Origin of the sequence: Actinomycetospora soli (assembly GCF_021026295.1) — a bacterium.
GTDB classification, from domain to species: Bacteria; Actinomycetota; Actinomycetes; order Mycobacteriales; family Pseudonocardiaceae; genus Actinomycetospora; species Actinomycetospora soli.
In genome coordinates this window covers 130,764-148,113 of sequence record NZ_JAJNDA010000014.1, presented here as the reverse complement: position 1 = coordinate 148,113, position 17,350 = coordinate 130,764, and the positions used below count along the sequence as shown (strand labels likewise).

Below are 17,350 nucleotides of genomic sequence, written 5' to 3'. Positions count from 1 at the left end.
CGTCGTGGGCGAAGATCGGGGGGTGAGCTCCCCCGACACCGTCATACCCGGCAGCCCCGCCTACGCGGAGGACGCCGCGCTGGCCCGGGAGCTGGCCGATGCCACCGGACGTCTGCTGCTCGACCTGCGCGACGCGACGTCGCCCGGCCGCGACCGCGAATACGCCGGCGACGAGCGGGCGCACGAGTACCTCACCGCCGAGCTCGCCCGGCGCCGGCCCGACGACGCGGTGCTCTCCGAGGAGGGCTCGCTCGACCCGCGCGGGCGCCGGGGCGCCCACCGGCTGTGGATCGTCGACCCGCTGGACGGTTCCTCCGGGTTCGGCCGCGGCACCGACGAGTGGGGCGTGCACGTGGCCCTCGTGGTCGACGGGCAGCTGGCCGCGGGCGCGGTCGCGATCCCGGGGCGCGACGCCCTCGTCGACTCCGGCACCGTCGCGCCCGTCCCCGACGACCCGATCGGCGACGAGCTGGCGGTCACGGTGAGCCGCTCGCGCCCCCCGCACGAGCTCCGCGCGGTCGAGCGCGCGTTCGCGGTGCGGCTGGTCAAGCGCTCCGCGGCCGGGGTGAAGACGCTGGCGGTGCTCGACGGCGAGGCCGACGTCTACCTGCACTCCGGCGGGCAGTACGAGTGGGACAACGCCGCGCCGATGGCGGTCGCGATGGCCGCGGGTCTGCTCGCCACGCGTGTCGACGGCTCGCCCGTGCCCTACGGGCAGGACGACCCGTACTCCCCCGACCTGCTCATCGCCCGGCCGACCGTCCACGCGGCGGTGCTGGCGGCGCTCGCGGGTCAGTGACGCCGGGCGCCGACCAGCTCCTCGAGCACGTCGACGACGTCCTCGGCCTCCGCGACGCGGTAGACGCCGTGCTCGGGGTCGGCGTCGGGATCGGCGTCGGCGTCCACGAGGACGCCGAGGTCGCCCGCGCCCAGCCCGGCGAGGGTGGCGGGGTCGGTGTCGACGACGAGGGCCACCGCGCCGAGCTCCCGGCGCAGCGGCTCCACCGCGTCGGGGTCGAGCATCCGCAGCCCGCCCTTGGCCCCGGAGAGGAACATCAGCTCGGCGATCTCGTCGGCGGGCCGTCGGGAGACGACCGCCACGGTGGTCCCGGGCAGGGCGAGCAGCACGTTCAGCGCCTCGGACGACTGCTGCAGCGCCCGGTCGTCCCCGAGCGGGGCGAGCGCGCCGTCGAAGCCGCAGGCCACGAGCAGGGTCGGCGCGTCCCCGAGGGCGGCCACCTCACCGAGCAGTTCCTCCACGGTCGCCGACCCTGCCACCACGCCGATCACCCGACCAAGATCCGCGCGACGCGTGCAGGGTCTGCCCCCGTCGGGCGGGGTAGACCGGGGGCATGACTGCTCTTCCTGACGACGGGTTGTGCCTGGGTGGGAACGTCTTCGGCTGGACCGCCGACGAGCCGACCTCCCACGCGCTGCTCGACGCCTTCGTCGACGCCGGCGGCCGCATGATCGACACCGCCGACTCCTACATGGCGCGCGCCGAGGGCAACTCCGGCGGCGAGTCCGAGACCGTGATCGGGAACTGGCTGGCGCGCACCGGGCGCCGCGACGACGTGGTCATCGCGACGAAGGTCGGCTCCTGGGAGCAGCGCAAGGGCCTGCGCCCGGAGAACATCCGTGCCGCGTGCGACGACTCGCTGCGTCGCCTGCAGACCGACCACATCGACCTCTACTACGCCCACCGCGACGACCCCGACACCCCGCAGGAGGACTACGTCGGCGCGTTCGACGAGCTCGTCCGCGCCGGGAAGGTCCGGGCGGTCGGGGCGTCCAACTTCGACGCCGACCGGCTCGCGTGCGCGCTGGAGCTCGCCGACAAGCACGACCTGACCCGGTTCAGCGCGGTGCAGCCGCACTACAACCTCGTCGAGCGGGACTACGAGCGGGACCTGGCGCCGCTGGTCGAGCGCGAGGGCCTCGTCTGCTACCCGTACTTCGGGCTCGCGAAGGGCTTCCTGACCGGGAAGTACCGGCCGGGATCGGACCAGGTCGACTCCGGGGCCTCATCCGGGGCCATGGCGAGCGCCCGCGCCGAGGGCGCCCGCGCCTACCTCGACGACCACGGCGTCGCCGTCCTCGGCGTGCTCGACGAGATCGCGGCGGCCCACGACGTGCCCGTGGCCGCGGTGTCGCTGGCCTGGCTCGCCGCACAGCCGACGGTGGGCGCGCCGATCGCCTCGGGGCGCACCCTGGCGCAGCTGGGCGAGATCCTGCCCGCGGTCTCGCTGCGGCTCAGCGACGACGAGCTGCGGCGGCTCTCGGCCGCCTGAGGCGGGCGAGCAGGGCGCGGTGGTCGCTGCCGGGCACGTCGAGGACCTCGACGGACCCGACGCCCACCGCGTCCGACACGAGGACGTGGTCGATCGCGACGCCGAGCCGGCGCGGGCGCTGCGCGGGCCAGGTCCCCTCGCGGGCCCGGCCCACCTCGGCGGCCGCCGAGCGCATCCCCCGCAGCACGCGCTGCAGGGCCCGGTGCTCCAGCGTCGCGTTGAGGTCGCCGACGACCACCGTCGGCCGCGGGTCGTCGGCGACGAGTCCCGCGAGGCGGTCCAGCTCGCGGCGCCACTCGTGGGTGCGGCTCGGCAGCAGCACCGCGGGGTGCACGGCCAGGACCCGCGTGTCGCCGAGCGCCCCGCCGGTGAGCTCGATCCAGCCGGACGCGGTGTCCCGGGTGACCGCCCGCACCGTGACGGCGCCGAGCGCGGGGGCGGCGAGCACCGACGTGCACGCGTGGTCCCCGGCGCCGGCCGCCTCCACCTCGGCCCGCCCGGGGGCGCACGACCAGCCGCGGTAGCCCAGGTCGTCGATCTCGACGGCGAGCGCGTGCCGGAAGCGGTCGCCGGCCTCGAGCAGCACGACGACGTCGGGGCGTCCCCGGCGGATCGTCGCGGCGAGCGCGACCGGGTCCGCCCGCCCGATCCACACGTTGGCGCCGAGCACGGCGAGCGGCTCCCCGACCCGGGTGCCGCCCGGGCGGCGACGGTGCCGCACGGTCGAGACGGCGAGGGCCGCCGCGGCGACCGCACCGACGCCCAGCCCGACGTCGCGTCGCGCTCCCGGCCGGGCCGCCGCGATCCCGGCGACCCCGGCGGCCCCGAGCGCGAGCCGGCGGCGGAACGCGGTGACGATCGGCCACGGCGCCGTCCGGTCGACCCCGATGACCTCGGGCAGCAGGACGGCCGCGGTCAGGAGTGCGCTCGCCGCGCTGCGGTACCCGGGACGTCCCACGCCCACGATGATCGCCCCGCTGCCGTCGGATCGCTGCGAGGCCGCTCAGTACCGCCAGCGCCAGGCCGCGAGGACCTCCTCGGTGTCCTTCTCCGCGGCCCACGCCGCGTCGGCGCGGCGGACGGCGAGGAACGCCTCGAGGAGCTCGTCGCCGAGCACGCCCGCGATCCGCGGGTTCGCGCGCAGCGCCTCCTCCTGCTCGGCCTGGGTGGTCGGCAGCTTCTCGATCCCCGCGGCGGCGCGCTCCTTCTTCTTCCAGGTGCCCGGGTCCGCGGCGGTCGGGGGCGGCGGGACGAGGTTCTCCTCGACCCCGGCCGCACCCGCCGTCAGGATGGCCGCCAGGGCGAGGTAGGGGTTGGCGGAGGCGTCGGAGGTCTTGAGCTCGACGTTGGCGTGGTCCTCGCCGAGCAGGGCCGAGCCGGGCACGTAGCGCAGCGGCGCCTCGCGGTTCTCCACGCCCCAGAAGCCGGAGAACGCGCCCGCGAAGAAGCCGGGGCGCAGCCGGGCGAGCGAGCCCTGCGAGGGGGCGGTGACCGCGGCGAGCGCGGGCAGGTCGCGCAGGAGCCCGGCGACGTAGCCCGCGCCGGCGGTACCGCGTGGGCCCTCCGGACCGCCCGCGAGGAGGTTCTCGCCGCCGCGCCACAGCGACGTGTGCACGTGCCAGCCGTTGCCGGCCCCGCTGAGCGTGGGCAGCGGCGCGAAGGACACCCGCAGGCCGTGCGCCTCGGCGGCCGCCAGCACCGTCTGGCGGGCCAGGAGCTGCTGGTCGGCGGCGGTCAGCGGGTCGGCCGCGGCGAGCGAGAGCTCCACCTGGGCCGGCCCGTACTCGGCGTGGATCTGCCCCAGCCGCAGGCCGTTGGCCTCGGCGTCGCGCATCACCGAGGCGACGAAGCCGTCGATGGGCAGCAGGGCGTGCGGGCTGTAGGCGGGACCGTGGTGGGCGGGGAGCAGCTCGGAGTCGTCCGGGTCGGTCTCCGGCTCGAAGACGCCGAACTCCATCTCGTAGCCGACCAGGGCGGAGCAGCCGTCGGCGGCGAGGCCCTCGACGACCCGCTCGAGCACCGACCGCTGGTCGAACGCCCACGGCCCGCCGTCGGCGGCGAGCTGCTTCCCGGGCGCCCAGGCGAAGGCGGGCTGACCGGCGAGGCGGGTGATCCGGTCGAGCTGCGGGACGAGCCGGACGTCGCCGGAGGCGTTCTCCATGCCGGGCGAGCCGAACGCGATGGCGTCGTTCGTGTCGAAGACGGCGAACAGGTGGGTGACCCCGACCCCGCTCACCGCCACCTGGGGCAGCGCCGACACCGGGACCGTCCGCGAGCGCGGGATGCCGTTGTTGTCGGCCCAGACGACCATCAGCCCGGCCACCCCGTCGGCGGCCAGCGCGGCCGCCAGCTCCCGGCCGCGCTCGCGCAGCTCCTCGGTCACGTTCCCCACCCCTCGTCGACGACAGCGCAGGTCAGGCTAGTCAGCACCGCACCCCCGGATGGAGCGACGGGCACCTTCGGTCGATCTCGTCGACCGTGGGCGCCCACCGTCGGCGGCGCCCCCTCGTGAGGGGAGGATTCGAGCGCTCTCGTGGCACGAGGGTTCCCCTCACGCGGGTGGGTCGCCGGCCGGTGGATCGGCGGCCGGCTCCCGCCGCAGTGCCACCCCGACGACGACGGCCGCGATCCCGACCGCCTCGAGCGGTGCCGGGATCTGGGCGAGCCCGACGAGGCCCACCACCGTGGCGGTCAGGGGCAGCAGGGCGAGGAGCAGCGCGAAGCGGGCGCGGCCGACGCGGCGCAGCACGACCTGGTCGAGCACGTAGGGCACGACCGACGACAGCACGCCCAGCGCCAGCGCGGAGCCGAGCAGCAGCGGTTCCCCGGCGATCGGGCCCGCCGTCAGGGCCAGCGGCGAGAGCACGACGGCGGCGACGACGAAGCCGATCGCGAGCCCGTCGATCCCCTCCCCCGTCGACCCCGAGCCGCTCGACACGCGCGCGCCGAGCACGATGTAGCCGGCCCACAGGAGCGCGGCGAGCAGCGCGAACACGACGCCCGCGGGCGAGCCCTCGAGGCGCACGTCCGCGATCAGGGCGACCCCGACGACGACGAGCGCCAGCGCCGACCAGTCGCGCCGGCTCCGGGACCCGAGGGCCGCGACGAGGACCGGGCCGGCGAACTCGACGGCGACCGCGGTGCCCAGCGGCAACCGTGCGATCGCCTCGTAGAAGACGATGTTCATGCCCGCCGTCACGAGCCCGAAGGCCCCGGCCAGCGCGACCCGGCGTCGGGACCAGCGCACCCGCCCGCCCCGGGCGGCCCGGGACCAGCGCCGGGCCGCGAGGCGCCACACCGCGAGCACGACCGCCGCGCCGGCGAGGCGCAGCCACGCGACCCCGGCGGGCGACACCCGCTCGAACAGGCCGACGGCGAGCGCCGCGCCCACGTACATCGACGCGCCGCCGAGCACGAAGAGTAACGGCGCGGGGGGACCGCTCGTCGTCGAAGATCGACTCACCATCGTGTGGTCCGACCCCTTCCCGGATAACAACGGTCGCAATCCGTCGATGAGCGGTACGTGACCGAGGACAAAGCAGCGTGTGAACACGAGCGGTCGTCGCTCCGGTCTGACACAGTGGAGGGGCGACGGTCACTCGGCCGGAGCCTGCGGGACCGGTTCCCACACCGGTCTCCGAACGGAGGGAGATGACGATGCCCGGAACCCTGACCCGGCCAGAACTCACCGCCTCGGACCGTTGCGACCGCTGCGGTGCAGCGGCGAAGGTCCGCGCCATCCTGCCCTCCGGCGGGGAACTCCTCTTCTGCGGGCACCACGCCCGCACGCACGAGGCGAAGATGAAGGAGCTCTCCATCGACGTGCAGGCCGGGGAGTCGGCCTGACGGCCCGCTGACCTGCGGCGACGCCGATCGCCGCCAGAAGGCTCGAGACCACGGCGGGCGGGGACCAGGACGGTCCCCGCCCGCCGTCGTCGTGTCCGGGCCCGTCCGCCCGTCCCGACGGCGGGTCGCTGTCGGGCCGTGTCCGCCGGCCCGCGGCGACACGCGCGGGCGCGCGCGATGACGCGCACGGACGGGTGGTTCGCGCCCTCACCCCGTGGCGTGACCCGGGGTCCGGGGGCGGTCGTCGGCCGGGCGGGGCCGTCGCGACGGTGCGTGACGAGCACGTGTCGCCCATGACGGCCACGTTTCGCGACGTGATCGCCACGGTCGGCACACGTCACTCGACAGTGTGATGTCGGACACAGCACTGACCGACGGTCAGCGCCCCGGCTGCGACCGCCACGACCGCAGGGTCGTGATGCGCTCCTCGATCTGCTCCGCCGTCGCGACCGGGGTCGCCGGTCCACCGCACGCCTTGCGCAGGTCGCCGTGGATCACGCCGTGCGGCTGCCCGGTGCGGTGGTGGTGCGCGGCGACGAGCGTGTTGAGCTCGCGGCGCAGCTCCTTGAGCTTCTCCGCCGCGGACGGCTTCAGTCGCGCGGGCGGCGGGGCGGCCGGCTCCGGTGGGGCCTCCCGGGTCCGCCGCGCCTCCTCGTCGAGCTGGTCGCTCTGCCGCTTGCGCAGCAGCGCCCGCACCTGGTCGGGGTCGAGCAGGCCCGGCAGCCCAAGGTAGTCCTGCTCCTCGTCGCTGCCGGCGCCCGCCGCCGTCCCGAACGAGGCCCCGTCGTAGATCAGCTGGTCGAGCTCCGCCTCGGCCGAGAGCGCCTCGAAGCTCTTCTCCTGCTCGCCCGGCTCGTCCTCGGTGCGGTTCGCCTGCTCGAGGAGCTCGTCGTCGAGCCCCTCCTTCGGCCGGTGCGGCTCGCCGAGCACGTGGTCGCGCTGCAGTTCGAGCTCGCTCGCCAGCCCCAGCAGGGTCGGCACGCTGGGCAGGAAGACCGACGCCGTCTCCCCCGAGCGCCGCGACCGCACGAAGCGGCCGACCGCCTGGGCGAAGAACAGCGGCGTCGAGGCGCTCGTGGCGTAGACCCCGACGGCGAGGCGCGGGACGTCGACGCCCTCGCTGACCATGCGGACGGCCACGAGCCAGCGGTCGTTCGACGCGGAGAAGGTCGCGATCCGCCCGGAGGCCTTGGGGTCGTCGGAGAGCACGACGACGGGCTCCTCGCCGGAGAGCCGGCCGAGGATCTTCGCGTAGGCCTTGGCGGTGGTGTGGTCGGTCGCGATGACGAGGCCCCCGGCGTCGGGCATGCCGCCCTGCCGGAGCTGCGTGAGGCGGGTGTCGGCGGCCTGGAGCACCGCGGGCATCCAGTCGCCCTTGGGGTCGAGCGCCGTCTTCCAGGCCCGCGACGTCTGCTCGGCGGTGAGCGGTTCCCCGAGCCGGGCCGTCATCTCCTCCCCGGCGCTCGTGCGCCACGAGGCCTGCCCGGAGTAGGCCAGGAACACCACGGGCCGCACGACGCCGTCGGCGAGCGCGTCGGAGTAGCCGTAGGAGTGGTCGGCCTTCGAGCGCAGGGCGCCGGCGGAGTCGGGCTCGTAGGTGATGAACGGGATCGGGCTGTCGTCGGAGCGGAACGGCGTCCCGGTGAGGGCGAGCCGGCGCGTCGCACCGCCGAAGGCCTCCCGGGTGGCCTCGCCCCAGGACTTCGCGTCCCCGGCGTGGTGGATCTCGTCGAAGATCACCAGCGTGCGCCGCGACTCGGTGCGGTTCATGTGCAGCATCGGGTGCGCCGCGACCTGCGCGTACGTGACGGCGACGCCGTGGAAGTCCGCCGAGAGCTTCCCGACCGAGTTCGAGTACTCCGGGTCGATCGCGATCCCGGCGCGCGTCGCGGCGCCCGCCCACTGGTGCTTGAGGTGCTCGGTCGGGCAGACGATCGTCACCGTGTCGACCGTGCGGTCGCCCAGGAGCTCGGCCGCGACCCGCAGCGCGAACGTCGTCTTCCCCGCGCCCGGCGTCGCGACCGCGAGGAAGTCCTTCGGGCGCTCCGCGAGGTAGCGGGTCAGGGCCCGTCGCTGCCACTGCCGCAGGGGCGGGGCCGAGGGCGTGTCCGTGGCGGTCGTCGAGCCGGGACGTCCGGGCGCGCGCGTGGTCAAGGACCCTCCGGGGAGCTGGTGGGCAGGACGGCACCGGCCTCCGTCGGTGGGAGGCCCTCGGGGGACGGTGACCTACTCGTCGTCCCCGCCGCCACGCGGCAGCTTGTTGAAGATCTCCTTGCACGCCGGGCAGACCGGCGAGCCGGGCTTCGGCGAGCGCGTGACCGGGAAGGTCTCCCCGCACAGCGCCACGACCATGTTCCCCATGACGGCGCTCTCGGCCACCTTGTCCTTGCGGACGTAGTGGAACATCTTCGGATCGTCGTCGTTCGTCCGATCCGTGGCGTCCGGGCGGACGTCGGGGAGGACCGCGGTCTGGCTCATGGCTCCATTGTGACCCAGGGGCCGGGACCCGTCAGCCGTCGGTCCCGGTCCGCGGTGGGGCGTGGTCGGGGCCGTCCTGCTGCGCCTGGCGCGGACCGTCGGTGCGGTGGGCCCGCGCGTCGAGCGCCTCGGCGGCCTCGATGATCCGGGCCTCGCTGACCTTCGGCAGCGCCGTCCGGTCGGACCGGTAGCGGTTGACCTTCTGCGACTTCTTCGGCGGACGGTCGTTCGCGATCAGCACGGCGACCCACGGCAGGGGCACCGACAGCACGATGAAGGCGACCGCCACCCAGGGCCAGTTGAACCCGATGCCGAAGATGCCGGCGAGCACGAGGCACGGGATGCGGAACGCCATGATCAGCGAGTACCGCTTCTTGCGCGCTGCGAACTCGTCCTCGAACGAGACGGCGGCCTCGGTGATCAGCACCGGCTCGTCGTCGTGACGCCGCTTCACGCCACCACCTCCATGTCCACTGTCCCATCCCGGGTCCCCCGTGGCATGGCGGGCAATCATCCGGGCTCACCAGGGGCGCAGGACCTCGTCCGCCCAGGCCGCGAGCAGCGGTTCGTCGTGCGAGACCGTGAGCACACCGAGGCCCCGTCCCACCTCCGCGCCGAGCACCGCCACGAGGGCGGCGGTGGTCGACGCGTCGAGCATCGCGGTCATCTCGTCGCAGAGCAGGTAGTCGGGTCCGCCGGCGAGGGCGCGGGCCAGGCAGGCCCGCTGGAGCTGGCCGTCGGAGACCTCGTGCGGGCGCCGCGAGCGCAGGTCGCGCGTCAGCCCGACCCGGTCGCACAGCTCCTCCGCCCGGGCGGCGAGCACCGTCCGGTCCCGCTCGCCGCCCGCGCGCAGCGGCTCGGTGAGCACCTGCTCGAGGGTCAGCCGCGGGTCGGCCGCGGCCCGCGGCGCCTGGAAGACCACGCCGATCCGGCGGCGCAGCGCGGCGGGCGCCCGGTAGCGGGTCCGCGGCACCGCGGTGCCGTCGACCGACACGACCCCGCGCCACGGGTCGTGCAGCAGCGCGAGCATCCGCACCAGCGTCGACTTCCCGCACCCGCTCGGCCCGGCCACGCCGAGCACCCGCCCGGGTTCGACGCGCACGGTCAGCCCGTCGACCACGGCGTGTCCCCGCCGCCACCCGCCGACCAGGCCCTCCCCGACGAGGCTCACGACGCCTCCGCCGGGGCACAGGCGACGGCGCGGTCGCCGTGGGCGACCAGGTCCGGGTCGTCGGAGCAGTCGGCACGGCCGCACCGGGGCCGGAACGGACACCCCGACGGCAGGTCGGTCAGCTCCGGCGGGTGCCCCGGGATCGGCGCGAAGCGCTCGCCGGGCAGCGCGTCGACCAGCCCGGCGGTGTACGGGTGCCACGGCCGCGCGAACACCGCGGCGGCGGGCCCGGTCTCGACGATCCGGCTCGCGTACATCACGGCGAGGTCGACCGGTCCCTCGTCGGCGAGCCGCTGGACGGCCCGGAGGTCGTGGGTGATGAGCAGGACCGCCACGCCGGACCGGGCGAGGGCGACGAGCAGGTCGGTCGTGTGCTCCACGAGCGGCCGGTCGAGCCCCGCCGTGGGCTCGTCGGCGAGGAGCACGTCGGGGTCGCCGGCGAGCGCCCCGGCCAGGCCCGCCCGCTGTGCGGTGCCGCCGGAGAGCTCGTGCGGGTAGAGCTCGAGTGCGGCGCCGGGCAGGCCCGCCCGGTCGGCGAGCTCGGCGACCGACGCGGTGCCGCCCAGGTGGCGTACCGCCTCGCGCAGCTGGGCGCCGACGGTGCGGGTCGGGGTGAGGAAGGTGCCCGCCGACTGGCCCACCAGGCCGATCCGCCGGCCCCGCACCTCGTCCCGCAGCACCGCCTCGGGCGCGGTGAGCAGGTCGGGCCCCGGGTGCAGGACCGCGCGGCCCCGGGTCTCGGCGTTGCCCGGCAGGAGGCCGGTCAGCGCCTCGGTGAGCACCGACTTGCCGCACCCCGACTCCCCCACCAGCGCGAGCAGCCGGCCACGGGCCAGGGTGAGGTCGACCTCGCTCGCGGCCCGCACCGTCCGACCGCCCCGCAGCCGGAAGCGGACGTCGAGCCCCGTGACCTCCAGGGCGGCGCTCACAGCGCCAGCTCCGAGCGTCGTCGCGGCCGGGCGCGGTCCCGCCACCAGGCCGCGATCCCCGCGACCGCGAGCGTCGTCGCCGCCAGGAGCGCCGACGGGAACACGACGATCCACCAGCTGCCGAGCAGCACCGCCTGCCGTCCTTCCGCGAGGATGTTGCCCAGGCTCGCCAGGTGCGGCGGGAGCCCCAGGCCGAGGAACGAGAGCGCCGTCTCGTGCCACACCGCGTGCGGCAGGATCAGCACGCTGGAGAGCACGGCGGGCGGGACCACCGCCGGGAGCAGGTGGCGACCGAGGACCCGCCGACGGGTCGCCCCACCGCTGATCGCGGCGTCGACGAAGGGCCGACCGCGCAGCGAGAGGACCTCGGAGCGCACCACCCGCGCGACCGTGGTCCAGTGGGTCAGCCCGATCGACGCGATCACCGCGAGCACGCTGCCGCGGTAGAGCGCCACGATGACGATGCCGAGCAGCAGGTGCGGCACGGCGTTCACCCCGTCGACGGCGCGCATGAGGATGCGATCCGGCCAGCCGCCGAGCAGACCGGACAGCGCCCCGTAGAGCGTGCCGATCACGGTCGAGATCACCGCGCAGGACGCCGCGACGGTCAGCGAGACCCCGAGCCCCGCGAAGGAGCGCAGGAACAGGTCGCGACCGACGGCGTCGGTGCCGAACGGGTGCGCGAGCGACGGCGGCTGCCGGACCGCCGTGTAGTCCACCGCGCCCTGGTCGAGCCCGCCGAGCCACGGGATGAGGACGGCCCCCGCGACGAGCAGGCCGAGCCCGACGAGCCCGGCCGTCAGCCGGCCGCGCCCGGCCCAGGTCCGCCGGGCCCGCAGCGTCCCGGGGCGTCGGCGTCCGGCCGGTCGCCACGGCTCTCCGGGCCGGACGGCGGGTCGACGGAGATCGAGCTCAGCCATCGGCGCTCACCCGCGGGTCCAGCAGGAGCACGGCGACGTCGGCCAGCAGCGCACCCGCGAGCACGGCGGCCGTCGTCAACAGGGTCAGGGCCGCGAGCAGCGGGAAGTCGACCGAGAGCGCGGCGGTCACCACGGCCGCCGCGATCCCGGGCCAGGAGAAGACCGTCTCGACGAGCACCGCGCCGGTGACCAGTTCGGGGAGCCGGTTGCCCAGCACCGTCACGAACGGCAGCAGCGCGGTCGGCAGCGCGTGGCGCAGCACCACGACCCGCTCGGGCAGCCCACGGGACCGGGCCCCGGTGACGTGGTCCTCGTCGAGCGCGCCGAGCAGCGACGACCGCACGTGCAGCACGAGCCAGGGGGTCTGCGAGACACCGAGGACGACGGCCGGCAGCACCAGGTGACGGGTCACCTGGTCGACTGTCGGGGCCGCCCCCGCGTCGGTGAGCCCCGCGACCGGCAGCACCGGCCACGCGACGGCGAACACCGCGATCGCCCCCAGTGCGAGCACGAACGGCGGCAGCCCCTCCAGGGTGTGGCCGACCGCGGTGACCAGCCGGTCGACCCAGCCGCCCTGGCGCCACGCTGCGATCACCCCGGCGACCAGGGAGAGCACGACGGCCACGACGAGGCCCAGCGTCACCAGCAGCAGCGTCCACGGCAGCCGTTGGGCGATCACCGTCGACACCGGCTGGCGGAACGACAGGCTCTGCCCGAGCTCGCCGGAGAACACGCCGCCCGACCACCGGCCCAGCTGGCTCCACACCGAGTCGTCCAGCCCGAGCTGCTCGCGGGCGTTCGCGATCGTGGCGTCGCTCGCGGAGAACACGCCCGCGCCGAAGTACTGGTAGATCGGGTCGAAGGGCGACCAGGCGGCGAGCAGGAACACCCCGGTGGCCACCACGGCCACCACGGGCACCGCCACCCCGAGCCGCCAGGCCACCAGGATGCCGATCTCGCGACCCCGGCGGCGGGCAGGCGTCGTCAGGGTGGTCACGTGCGCGGGGTCCAGCGCTCGACGTTCCACCACGGGCCCCACGTCGTGCCGTGGGTGTGCGGCTCGACGACGGGCCGGTAGCCGTCGAAGCGGTCCCGGGTCAGGTAGCTGTGGCCGAGGAAGGTCAGGAACACCATTCCCGGGTCGGCCGCGTAGGCGAGCTGGAAGCGGCGCAGCTCCGCGGCGCGCGTCGCCCGGTCGGGCGCGGCGAGCGCGGCGCCGAGCGCCTGGTCGACCGCGGCGTTGCGGTACGACCCCGGGTTGTTGAAGCCGTCGGCGGCGTTCGCGGAGGCGAGGAGCTGCCAGGACTTGAAGGCCGTGTCGAACGGGTTGCCCCCGCCGAGGACGACGGCGTCGGTGCCCATCCGCGGCTCGATCGCGTCCCAGCCCAGCCCCTCCAGCCGGACGTCGACGCCGATCGCCCGCGCGTCGGAGGCGAACGCCTGCGCGAGGTCACGCCGGACCGTGTCGGCCGGGTTGTACATGAGCGTGAAGCGGGCCGGCTGCGCACCACGGACCCGGACGCCGTCGGCTCCGCGCACCCACCCGGCCGCGTCGAGCACCGCGTTCGCGGCCGCGGGATCGAACGGGAACTGGGCCGCCGGCTCGACCTCCTCCGGCAGCACCGGCGGGATCGGCGTGCTCGCGGGCGTGCCCTGCCCGGCCAGGAGCGCGTCGATCATCCCCTGGCGGTTCACGGCGCGGTTGAGCGCCTGGCGGATCGCCGGGTCGGCCGTCACCGGGTTCGCGAACGGCATCGTGATCGTGCGGTAGTCCGCACTGCTGTGCTCGCGCAGCACCATGCCCTGCGCCTGGCCGGCGATGCCGCGCGCGAGCGCGGGGGGGAGCACGGTGCCGTCGAACTCGCCGGCCGCGACCCGCTGCGCGCGGGTGTTGTCGTCGGTCGCGAAGACGATGGTGATCCGCCGGACGGCGGGTGTGCCGCCGTGGTGGGTCGGGTTCGCCTCGAGGACCATCGACGACCCCTGGCGCCACTCGACCAGCCGGTACGGCCCGGTGCCGACCGGCTTCGTGCCCAGCGGCATGTCCGACGCCGGGCCGGGGGCGGCCACCGCCTCCGACGGGACGATCGGCAGCGTGAGCCGTCCCGGGAAGAGCAGGAACGGCCGGACGAGGTCGAACCGGACGGTGCCGGGGTCGACGGCGACCACGTCGCGCACCATCGAGAGACCGGAGGCGACGGTGGCGGCCTTGGCCGGGTCGAGCACGGCCCGGTACGTGGCCACGACGTCGGCGGCGTCGAACGCGGTGCCGTCGTGGAACGTCACGCCCTGGCGCAGCGGCACGGTCCACGACAGGCCGTCGGGGGCGGCGACGGGCGCGCCCGCGGCCAGCGCGGGCTGCGGCTGCCGCTGCGCGTCCAGCGCGGTCAGCCCGTCGTAGATCTTCGACGCGCCCTCCTCGCCGTAGCCCATCAGCGGGTTGAGGTCGTCGGGCTCGTAGCCGTCGGCCAGCACCATGCTGGTGGGATCGGCGGCGGGGCCGGACGTCGGCGCGGCGCAGGCGCCGACCAGCAGGGCCAGCGCGGCCGCGAGGACGACCGGGACGAAACGGGCGGCGATCACGGGGCGGGACAGTAATCACCACTTCGTGGCAGGAACAAGATCTAGCTTCTGCATGCGTGCTGCGCTAGACGCACGACGGCCCCCGCGGGAGTCCCACGGGGGCCGTCGCCGGCGCGGTGGATCGAATTGGTCGGAACGACCACCGCGGGTCGGGGGGTCAGACGAGCTGGGTGCCCTGCGCCGACTCGAAGCGCTTGGCGGCGTCGGCCCAGTTCACGACGTTCCACCAGGCCTTCACGTAGTCCGGCTTCACGTTGAGGTAGTCCAGGTAGAAGGCGTGCTCCCACATGTCGAGCATGACCACGGGGATGATCCCGAGCGGCACGTTCGCCTGCTGGTCGTAGAGCTGGAAGATGCGCAGCTTCTGGGCGAGGGTGTCGAACCCGAGGATCGACCAGCCGGAGCCCTGGATCGTCGTCGCGACCGACGTGAAGTGCTTCTGGAACAGCTCGAAGGAGCCGAAGTCGCGGTCGATCGCCGACGCGAGCTCACCGGTGGGCTTGTCGCCGCCGTCCGGGGAGAGGTTCTGCCAGAACACGGTGTGGTTGATGTGCCCGCCGTAGTTGAAGGCGAGGTTCTTCTCCCACAGCAGCGCCGTCGTCCCGATCGTGTCCTTCTCGCGGGCCTCGGCGAGGGCGTCGATCGCGGTGTTCAGACCGGTGACGTAGGTGTTGTGGTGCTTGTCGTGGTGCAGCTCCATGATCTTGCCCGAGATGTGGGGCTCGAGAGCGCCGTAGTCGTAGGGCAGGTCGGGCAGGGAGTACTCCGCCATCGCTCGCACGTCTCCTCGGTGATCGAGTCTTGTTGCGATCTTGCTGCAGCTGACAGATGCAGGCAACCCCGAACCGGTGGCGTCGAAACCTCACCGACGCCGGCGGGGACGGCTCCGGTCCCGGGGGCGCGATCGTGCGGTGGGGAGCCCGGCCGGCCGCGGTCGGCAAACGACCGCCTCGCGAGGTGCACGTCAGGCAGGCCGACCGGCCGCCGAACCTGTCCCACGTGGACCTCGCGGGCGGATGGGGAGCGAGAGCGCCCCTACACGGCGACGGCGGCGGTGAGCCGCCGCAGCGCCGGGCGGTCGCGCACGACGAACGAGCGCCGCTGCTTGAGCAGCACGCCCTCGGCGACCAGGCGGGAGAGCTCGCGCGACGCGGTGACGCGGGTGAGCCCGACGATGGCCGCGAGGTCGTCGACGCCGAGCTGCAGACGCAGGCGGACGAGGCCGTCGGGGCCGGGCTCGCCGTGGGCGTCGGCGAGGTGGGTGAGCAGCAGGACCATGCGCTCGCGGGCGGACAACGCGTCCAGGGCGAGGTGCAGGTGCAGCACGTGCTGCTTGTGCGCGACGCGGCGCGCGACCTCGAGGAGCAGCTCCGGGTCGGTGCGCGCGGCGGCGAGGAGGACCTCGCGGGAGACGGCGAGCACCTCGGAGTCGATCACGGCGACGGCCGTCGCGGCCCGGGCGGCCCGGTCGACGCAGGCGGTCTCCCCCACGCTCGCGCCGGGCTCGGCGTACCCGAGGACGCGCTCCCCGCCATCGGGACGCAGCAGCGAGAGCCGCAGCCGGCCCGACGCCACGATGTAGAGCGAGCCGGAGATCTCGCCCTGTCGCATGACGAGGTCGCCGGCGCGCAGGCGCCGGGGCACGCCGAGGGCGGCGAGCCGAACCGCGACGGGCCCGGTCTCGGCGAGCAGGAACGGGGACACGGCGAGCTCGGGGGTCTCCCGGGGCACCGCGCGGGCGAGCGACTGCGCCACGAGCACCTCCGTCCCGACCCGGAGATCCCGGGTCGGGACGGAGATTAGTCGTGCACGACCACCGCTTTCCAGGTTCAGGCCGCCGCGACCGGGGCGGGGGCCTCGGCGCTGATGGTCTCGTCGGCCGAGTCGGGCAGCAGCAGCGTGCACGCCAGGCTGATCACCGAGAGACCGGCGAGCAGGAACCCGATCGCCATGCTCGACGCGTAGGTCGCGACGAGGGCGGTGGCGATCAGCGGGACGACGCCGCCGCCCAGGACGCCGGCCAGGTTGTAGGCCATCCCGGCGCCGGTGTAGCGGTAGCGGGTCGGGAAGAGCTCCGGCAGCTGGGCGCCGATCGGGCCGTAGGCGATGCCGACGACGCCGAGCACGATGGCGAGGCCGAGGCCGAACGAGGCCGCGGTGCCCAGGTCGATGATCGGGAACGCGATGAGACCGCCGACCACCGACACGGCGTTGCCGATGATCACCATCTTCCGGCGGCCGACCCGGTCGGACAGGATCGCGCCGGCGATCGTGGTCCCGGCGAACACGAGGCCGCCGACGATGCCCATGGCCAGGACGGTCGGGCGGGGCAGGCCGAGCTGCTGGGTGCCGTAGCTCGTCAGGTAGGTGACGCCGATGTAGAAGAAGGCGAACACGGCCATCGTCGAGCCGGCCCCGAGGAGGACCTCCTTCGGCTGGCGGGTGAGCACGTCGGCCACCGGCAGCTTCTTCGCGACCTGGGCCTCGTTGCGCTTCGCGAACGCGGCGGTCTCGGTGATCGCCAGGCGCACGTAGAGGCCGAGGGCGACGAGGACGACGCTGCCGATGAACGGGATGCGCCAGCCCCAGGCGAGGAAGGCCTCGTTCGACATCGTCAGCGCGGTCGTCAGGAAGGTGGCGCTGGCGAGGGCGAACGCGACCGACGGGCCGAGCTGCGGGTAGAGCGCGTACTTGCCGCGGACCTTCGCCGGGGCGTTCTCGGCGGTGAGCAGCGTGGCGCCGGCCCACTCGCCGCCGACCGCGAGGCCCTGCAGGATGCGCAGCAGCACGAGCAGCGCGGGGGCCACCCAGCCGATGACGCCCGTCGAGGGCAGCAGGCCGATCGCGAGGGTCGACAGACCCATGAGCAGCAGCGTGGTGACCAGCGTGCGCTTGCGGCCGAGCTTGTCACCGTAGTGACCGAACAGGACCGAGCCGAAGGGCCGCGCGACGAACGCGACGCCGAAGGTCGCGAGCGCCAGCGCGGTCCCGGCGGCCGCTCCGAGCTCCGGGAAGAACACCTTGTTGAAGACGAGCGCGGCGGCCGTGCCGTAGATGAAGAAGTCGTAGAACTCGATGACGGTGCCCGTCATGCTCGCGAGCGCGATGCGGCGCATCGGCGGCGCGCTCGGT

At 74.9% G+C, this 17,350-nt stretch carries 18 protein-coding genes; 3 read left to right on the top strand and 15 right to left on the bottom strand.

Annotation, left to right across the window (positions count from 1 at the left end):
• The first annotated feature begins 22 nt into the window (after window positions 1–22).
• The gene (locus tag LN037_RS22180; protein ID WP_230756985.1) at window positions 23–799 is read left to right on the top strand and encodes an inositol monophosphatase family protein; all 777 of its coding nucleotides are present in this window, start codon (window positions 23–25) and stop codon (window positions 797–799) included.
• On the opposite strand, the gene LN037_RS22175 is transcribed toward LN037_RS22180, so the two are convergent.
• Entirely contained in the window at window positions 793–1,281 is a 489-nt protein-coding gene (locus tag LN037_RS22175; RefSeq protein WP_230756983.1) for an HAD family hydrolase, read from the bottom strand. The genes LN037_RS22180 and LN037_RS22175 overlap by 7 nt on opposite strands.
• Before the next feature lie 71 nt (window positions 1,282–1,352).
• Between LN037_RS22175 and LN037_RS22170 the strand changes: the two genes are divergently transcribed.
• Window positions 1,353–2,291 (top strand): aldo/keto reductase, encoded by a 939-nt coding sequence (locus tag LN037_RS22170; RefSeq protein ID WP_230756981.1) that lies wholly within the window; start codon window positions 1,353–1,355, stop codon window positions 2,289–2,291.
• On the opposite strand, the gene LN037_RS22165 is transcribed toward LN037_RS22170, so the two are convergent.
• The 3 genes from LN037_RS22165 to LN037_RS22155 all read right to left on the bottom strand — a co-directional run bounded on the left by LN037_RS22165 (window position 2,254) and on the right by LN037_RS22155 (window position 5,688).
• Window positions 2,254–3,249: an endonuclease/exonuclease/phosphatase family protein gene (locus LN037_RS22165; protein WP_230756979.1), complete on the bottom strand. Its 996-nt coding sequence runs from the start codon at window positions 3,247–3,249 to the stop codon at window positions 2,254–2,256. The genes LN037_RS22170 and LN037_RS22165 overlap by 38 nt on opposite strands.
• Window positions 3,250–3,294: 45 nt before the next feature.
• Window positions 3,295–4,662: a type I glutamate--ammonia ligase gene (locus LN037_RS22160; protein WP_372460514.1), complete on the bottom strand. Its 1,368-nt coding sequence runs from the start codon at window positions 4,660–4,662 to the stop codon at window positions 3,295–3,297.
• 180 nt (window positions 4,663–4,842) lie between these two features.
• Entirely contained in the window at window positions 4,843–5,688 is an 846-nt protein-coding gene (locus LN037_RS22155) for an EamA family transporter (protein WP_230757034.1), read from the bottom strand.
• Between the two features lie 254 nt (window positions 5,689–5,942).
• On the opposite strand from LN037_RS22155, the gene LN037_RS22150 reads away from it, so the two are divergent.
• Window positions 5,943–6,137, top strand: coding sequence for a DUF7455 domain-containing protein (locus LN037_RS22150; protein ID WP_230756975.1), 195 nt, complete (start codon window positions 5,943–5,945; stop codon window positions 6,135–6,137).
• 378 nt (window positions 6,138–6,515) lie between these two features.
• Here LN037_RS22150 and LN037_RS22145 read toward each other — a convergent pair whose 3' ends face one another.
• The 11 genes from LN037_RS22145 to LN037_RS22095 form a co-directional block, all read right to left on the bottom strand.
• Window positions 6,516–8,291 (bottom strand): DEAD/DEAH box helicase, encoded by a 1,776-nt coding sequence (locus LN037_RS22145; protein ID WP_230756974.1) that lies wholly within the window; start codon window positions 8,289–8,291, stop codon window positions 6,516–6,518.
• A 72-nt stretch (window positions 8,292–8,363) separates the two neighbouring features.
• On the bottom strand, window positions 8,364–8,615 hold the full coding sequence (locus LN037_RS22140; RefSeq protein ID WP_230756972.1) for a DUF3039 domain-containing protein: 252 nt from the start codon (window positions 8,613–8,615) through the stop codon (window positions 8,364–8,366).
• 31 nt (window positions 8,616–8,646) lie between these two features.
• Window positions 8,647–9,069, bottom strand: coding sequence for a DUF3099 domain-containing protein (locus LN037_RS22135; protein ID WP_230756970.1), 423 nt, complete (start codon window positions 9,067–9,069; stop codon window positions 8,647–8,649).
• Between the two features lie 66 nt (window positions 9,070–9,135).
• The gene (locus tag LN037_RS22130; protein WP_230756968.1) at window positions 9,136–9,786 is read right to left on the bottom strand and encodes an ABC transporter ATP-binding protein; all 651 of its coding nucleotides are present in this window, start codon (window positions 9,784–9,786) and stop codon (window positions 9,136–9,138) included.
• Window positions 9,783–10,715 carry an ABC transporter ATP-binding protein gene (locus tag LN037_RS22125; protein ID WP_230756966.1) on the bottom strand — a complete coding sequence of 311 codons (933 nt, stop codon included), beginning with the start codon at window positions 10,713–10,715 and terminating at the stop codon, window positions 9,783–9,785. The genes LN037_RS22130 and LN037_RS22125 overlap by 4 nt, the downstream gene beginning before the upstream one ends.
• Window positions 10,712–11,635: an ABC transporter permease gene (locus LN037_RS22120; RefSeq protein ID WP_230756964.1), complete on the bottom strand. Its 924-nt coding sequence runs from the start codon at window positions 11,633–11,635 to the stop codon at window positions 10,712–10,714. Before LN037_RS22120 ends, LN037_RS22125 begins: the two co-directional genes overlap by 4 nt.
• Window positions 11,628–12,632: an ABC transporter permease gene (locus LN037_RS22115; protein ID WP_230756961.1), complete on the bottom strand. Its 1,005-nt coding sequence runs from the start codon at window positions 12,630–12,632 to the stop codon at window positions 11,628–11,630. The genes LN037_RS22120 and LN037_RS22115 overlap by 8 nt, the downstream gene beginning before the upstream one ends.
• The gene (locus LN037_RS22110) at window positions 12,629–14,218 is read right to left on the bottom strand and encodes an ABC transporter substrate-binding protein (RefSeq protein ID WP_230756958.1); all 1,590 of its coding nucleotides are present in this window, start codon (window positions 14,216–14,218) and stop codon (window positions 12,629–12,631) included. The genes LN037_RS22115 and LN037_RS22110 overlap by 4 nt, the downstream gene beginning before the upstream one ends.
• A gap of 157 nt (window positions 14,219–14,375) precedes the next feature.
• Window positions 14,376–14,990: a superoxide dismutase gene (locus LN037_RS22105; protein ID WP_230756956.1), complete on the bottom strand. Its 615-nt coding sequence runs from the start codon at window positions 14,988–14,990 to the stop codon at window positions 14,376–14,378.
• A gap of 263 nt (window positions 14,991–15,253) precedes the next feature.
• The gene (locus tag LN037_RS22100) at window positions 15,254–15,973 is read right to left on the bottom strand and encodes a Crp/Fnr family transcriptional regulator (protein ID WP_230756954.1); all 720 of its coding nucleotides are present in this window, start codon (window positions 15,971–15,973) and stop codon (window positions 15,254–15,256) included.
• 74 nt (window positions 15,974–16,047) lie between these two features.
• Window positions 16,048–17,310: an MFS transporter gene (locus tag LN037_RS22095; protein ID WP_230756948.1), complete on the bottom strand. Its 1,263-nt coding sequence runs from the start codon at window positions 17,308–17,310 to the stop codon at window positions 16,048–16,050.
• Window positions 17,311–17,350 lie beyond the last annotated feature (40 nt).

Excerpts from the sequence above, each read along its gene's own strand:
- LN037_RS22170 (WP_230756981.1), top strand. The coding sequence starts at position 1,353 with ATGACTGCTCTTCCTGACGACGGGTTGTGCCTGGGTGGGAACGTCTTC.
- LN037_RS22155 (WP_230757034.1), bottom strand. The coding sequence starts at position 5,688 with ATGTACGTGGGCGCGGCGCTCGCCGTCGGCCTGTTCGAGCGGGTGTCG.
- LN037_RS22150 (WP_230756975.1), top strand. The coding sequence starts at position 5,943 with ATGACGATGCCCGGAACCCTGACCCGGCCAGAACTCACCGCCTCGGAC.
- LN037_RS22140 (WP_230756972.1), bottom strand. The coding sequence starts at position 8,615 with ATGAGCCAGACCGCGGTCCTCCCCGACGTCCGCCCGGACGCCACGGAT.
- LN037_RS22120 (WP_230756964.1), bottom strand. The coding sequence starts at position 11,635 with ATGGCTGAGCTCGATCTCCGTCGACCCGCCGTCCGGCCCGGAGAGCCG.
- LN037_RS22105 (WP_230756956.1), bottom strand. The coding sequence starts at position 14,990 with ATGGCGGAGTACTCCCTGCCCGACCTGCCCTACGACTACGGCGCTCTC.
- LN037_RS22095 (WP_230756948.1), bottom strand. The coding sequence starts at position 17,310 with ATGACGGGCACCGTCATCGAGTTCTACGACTTCTTCATCTACGGCACG.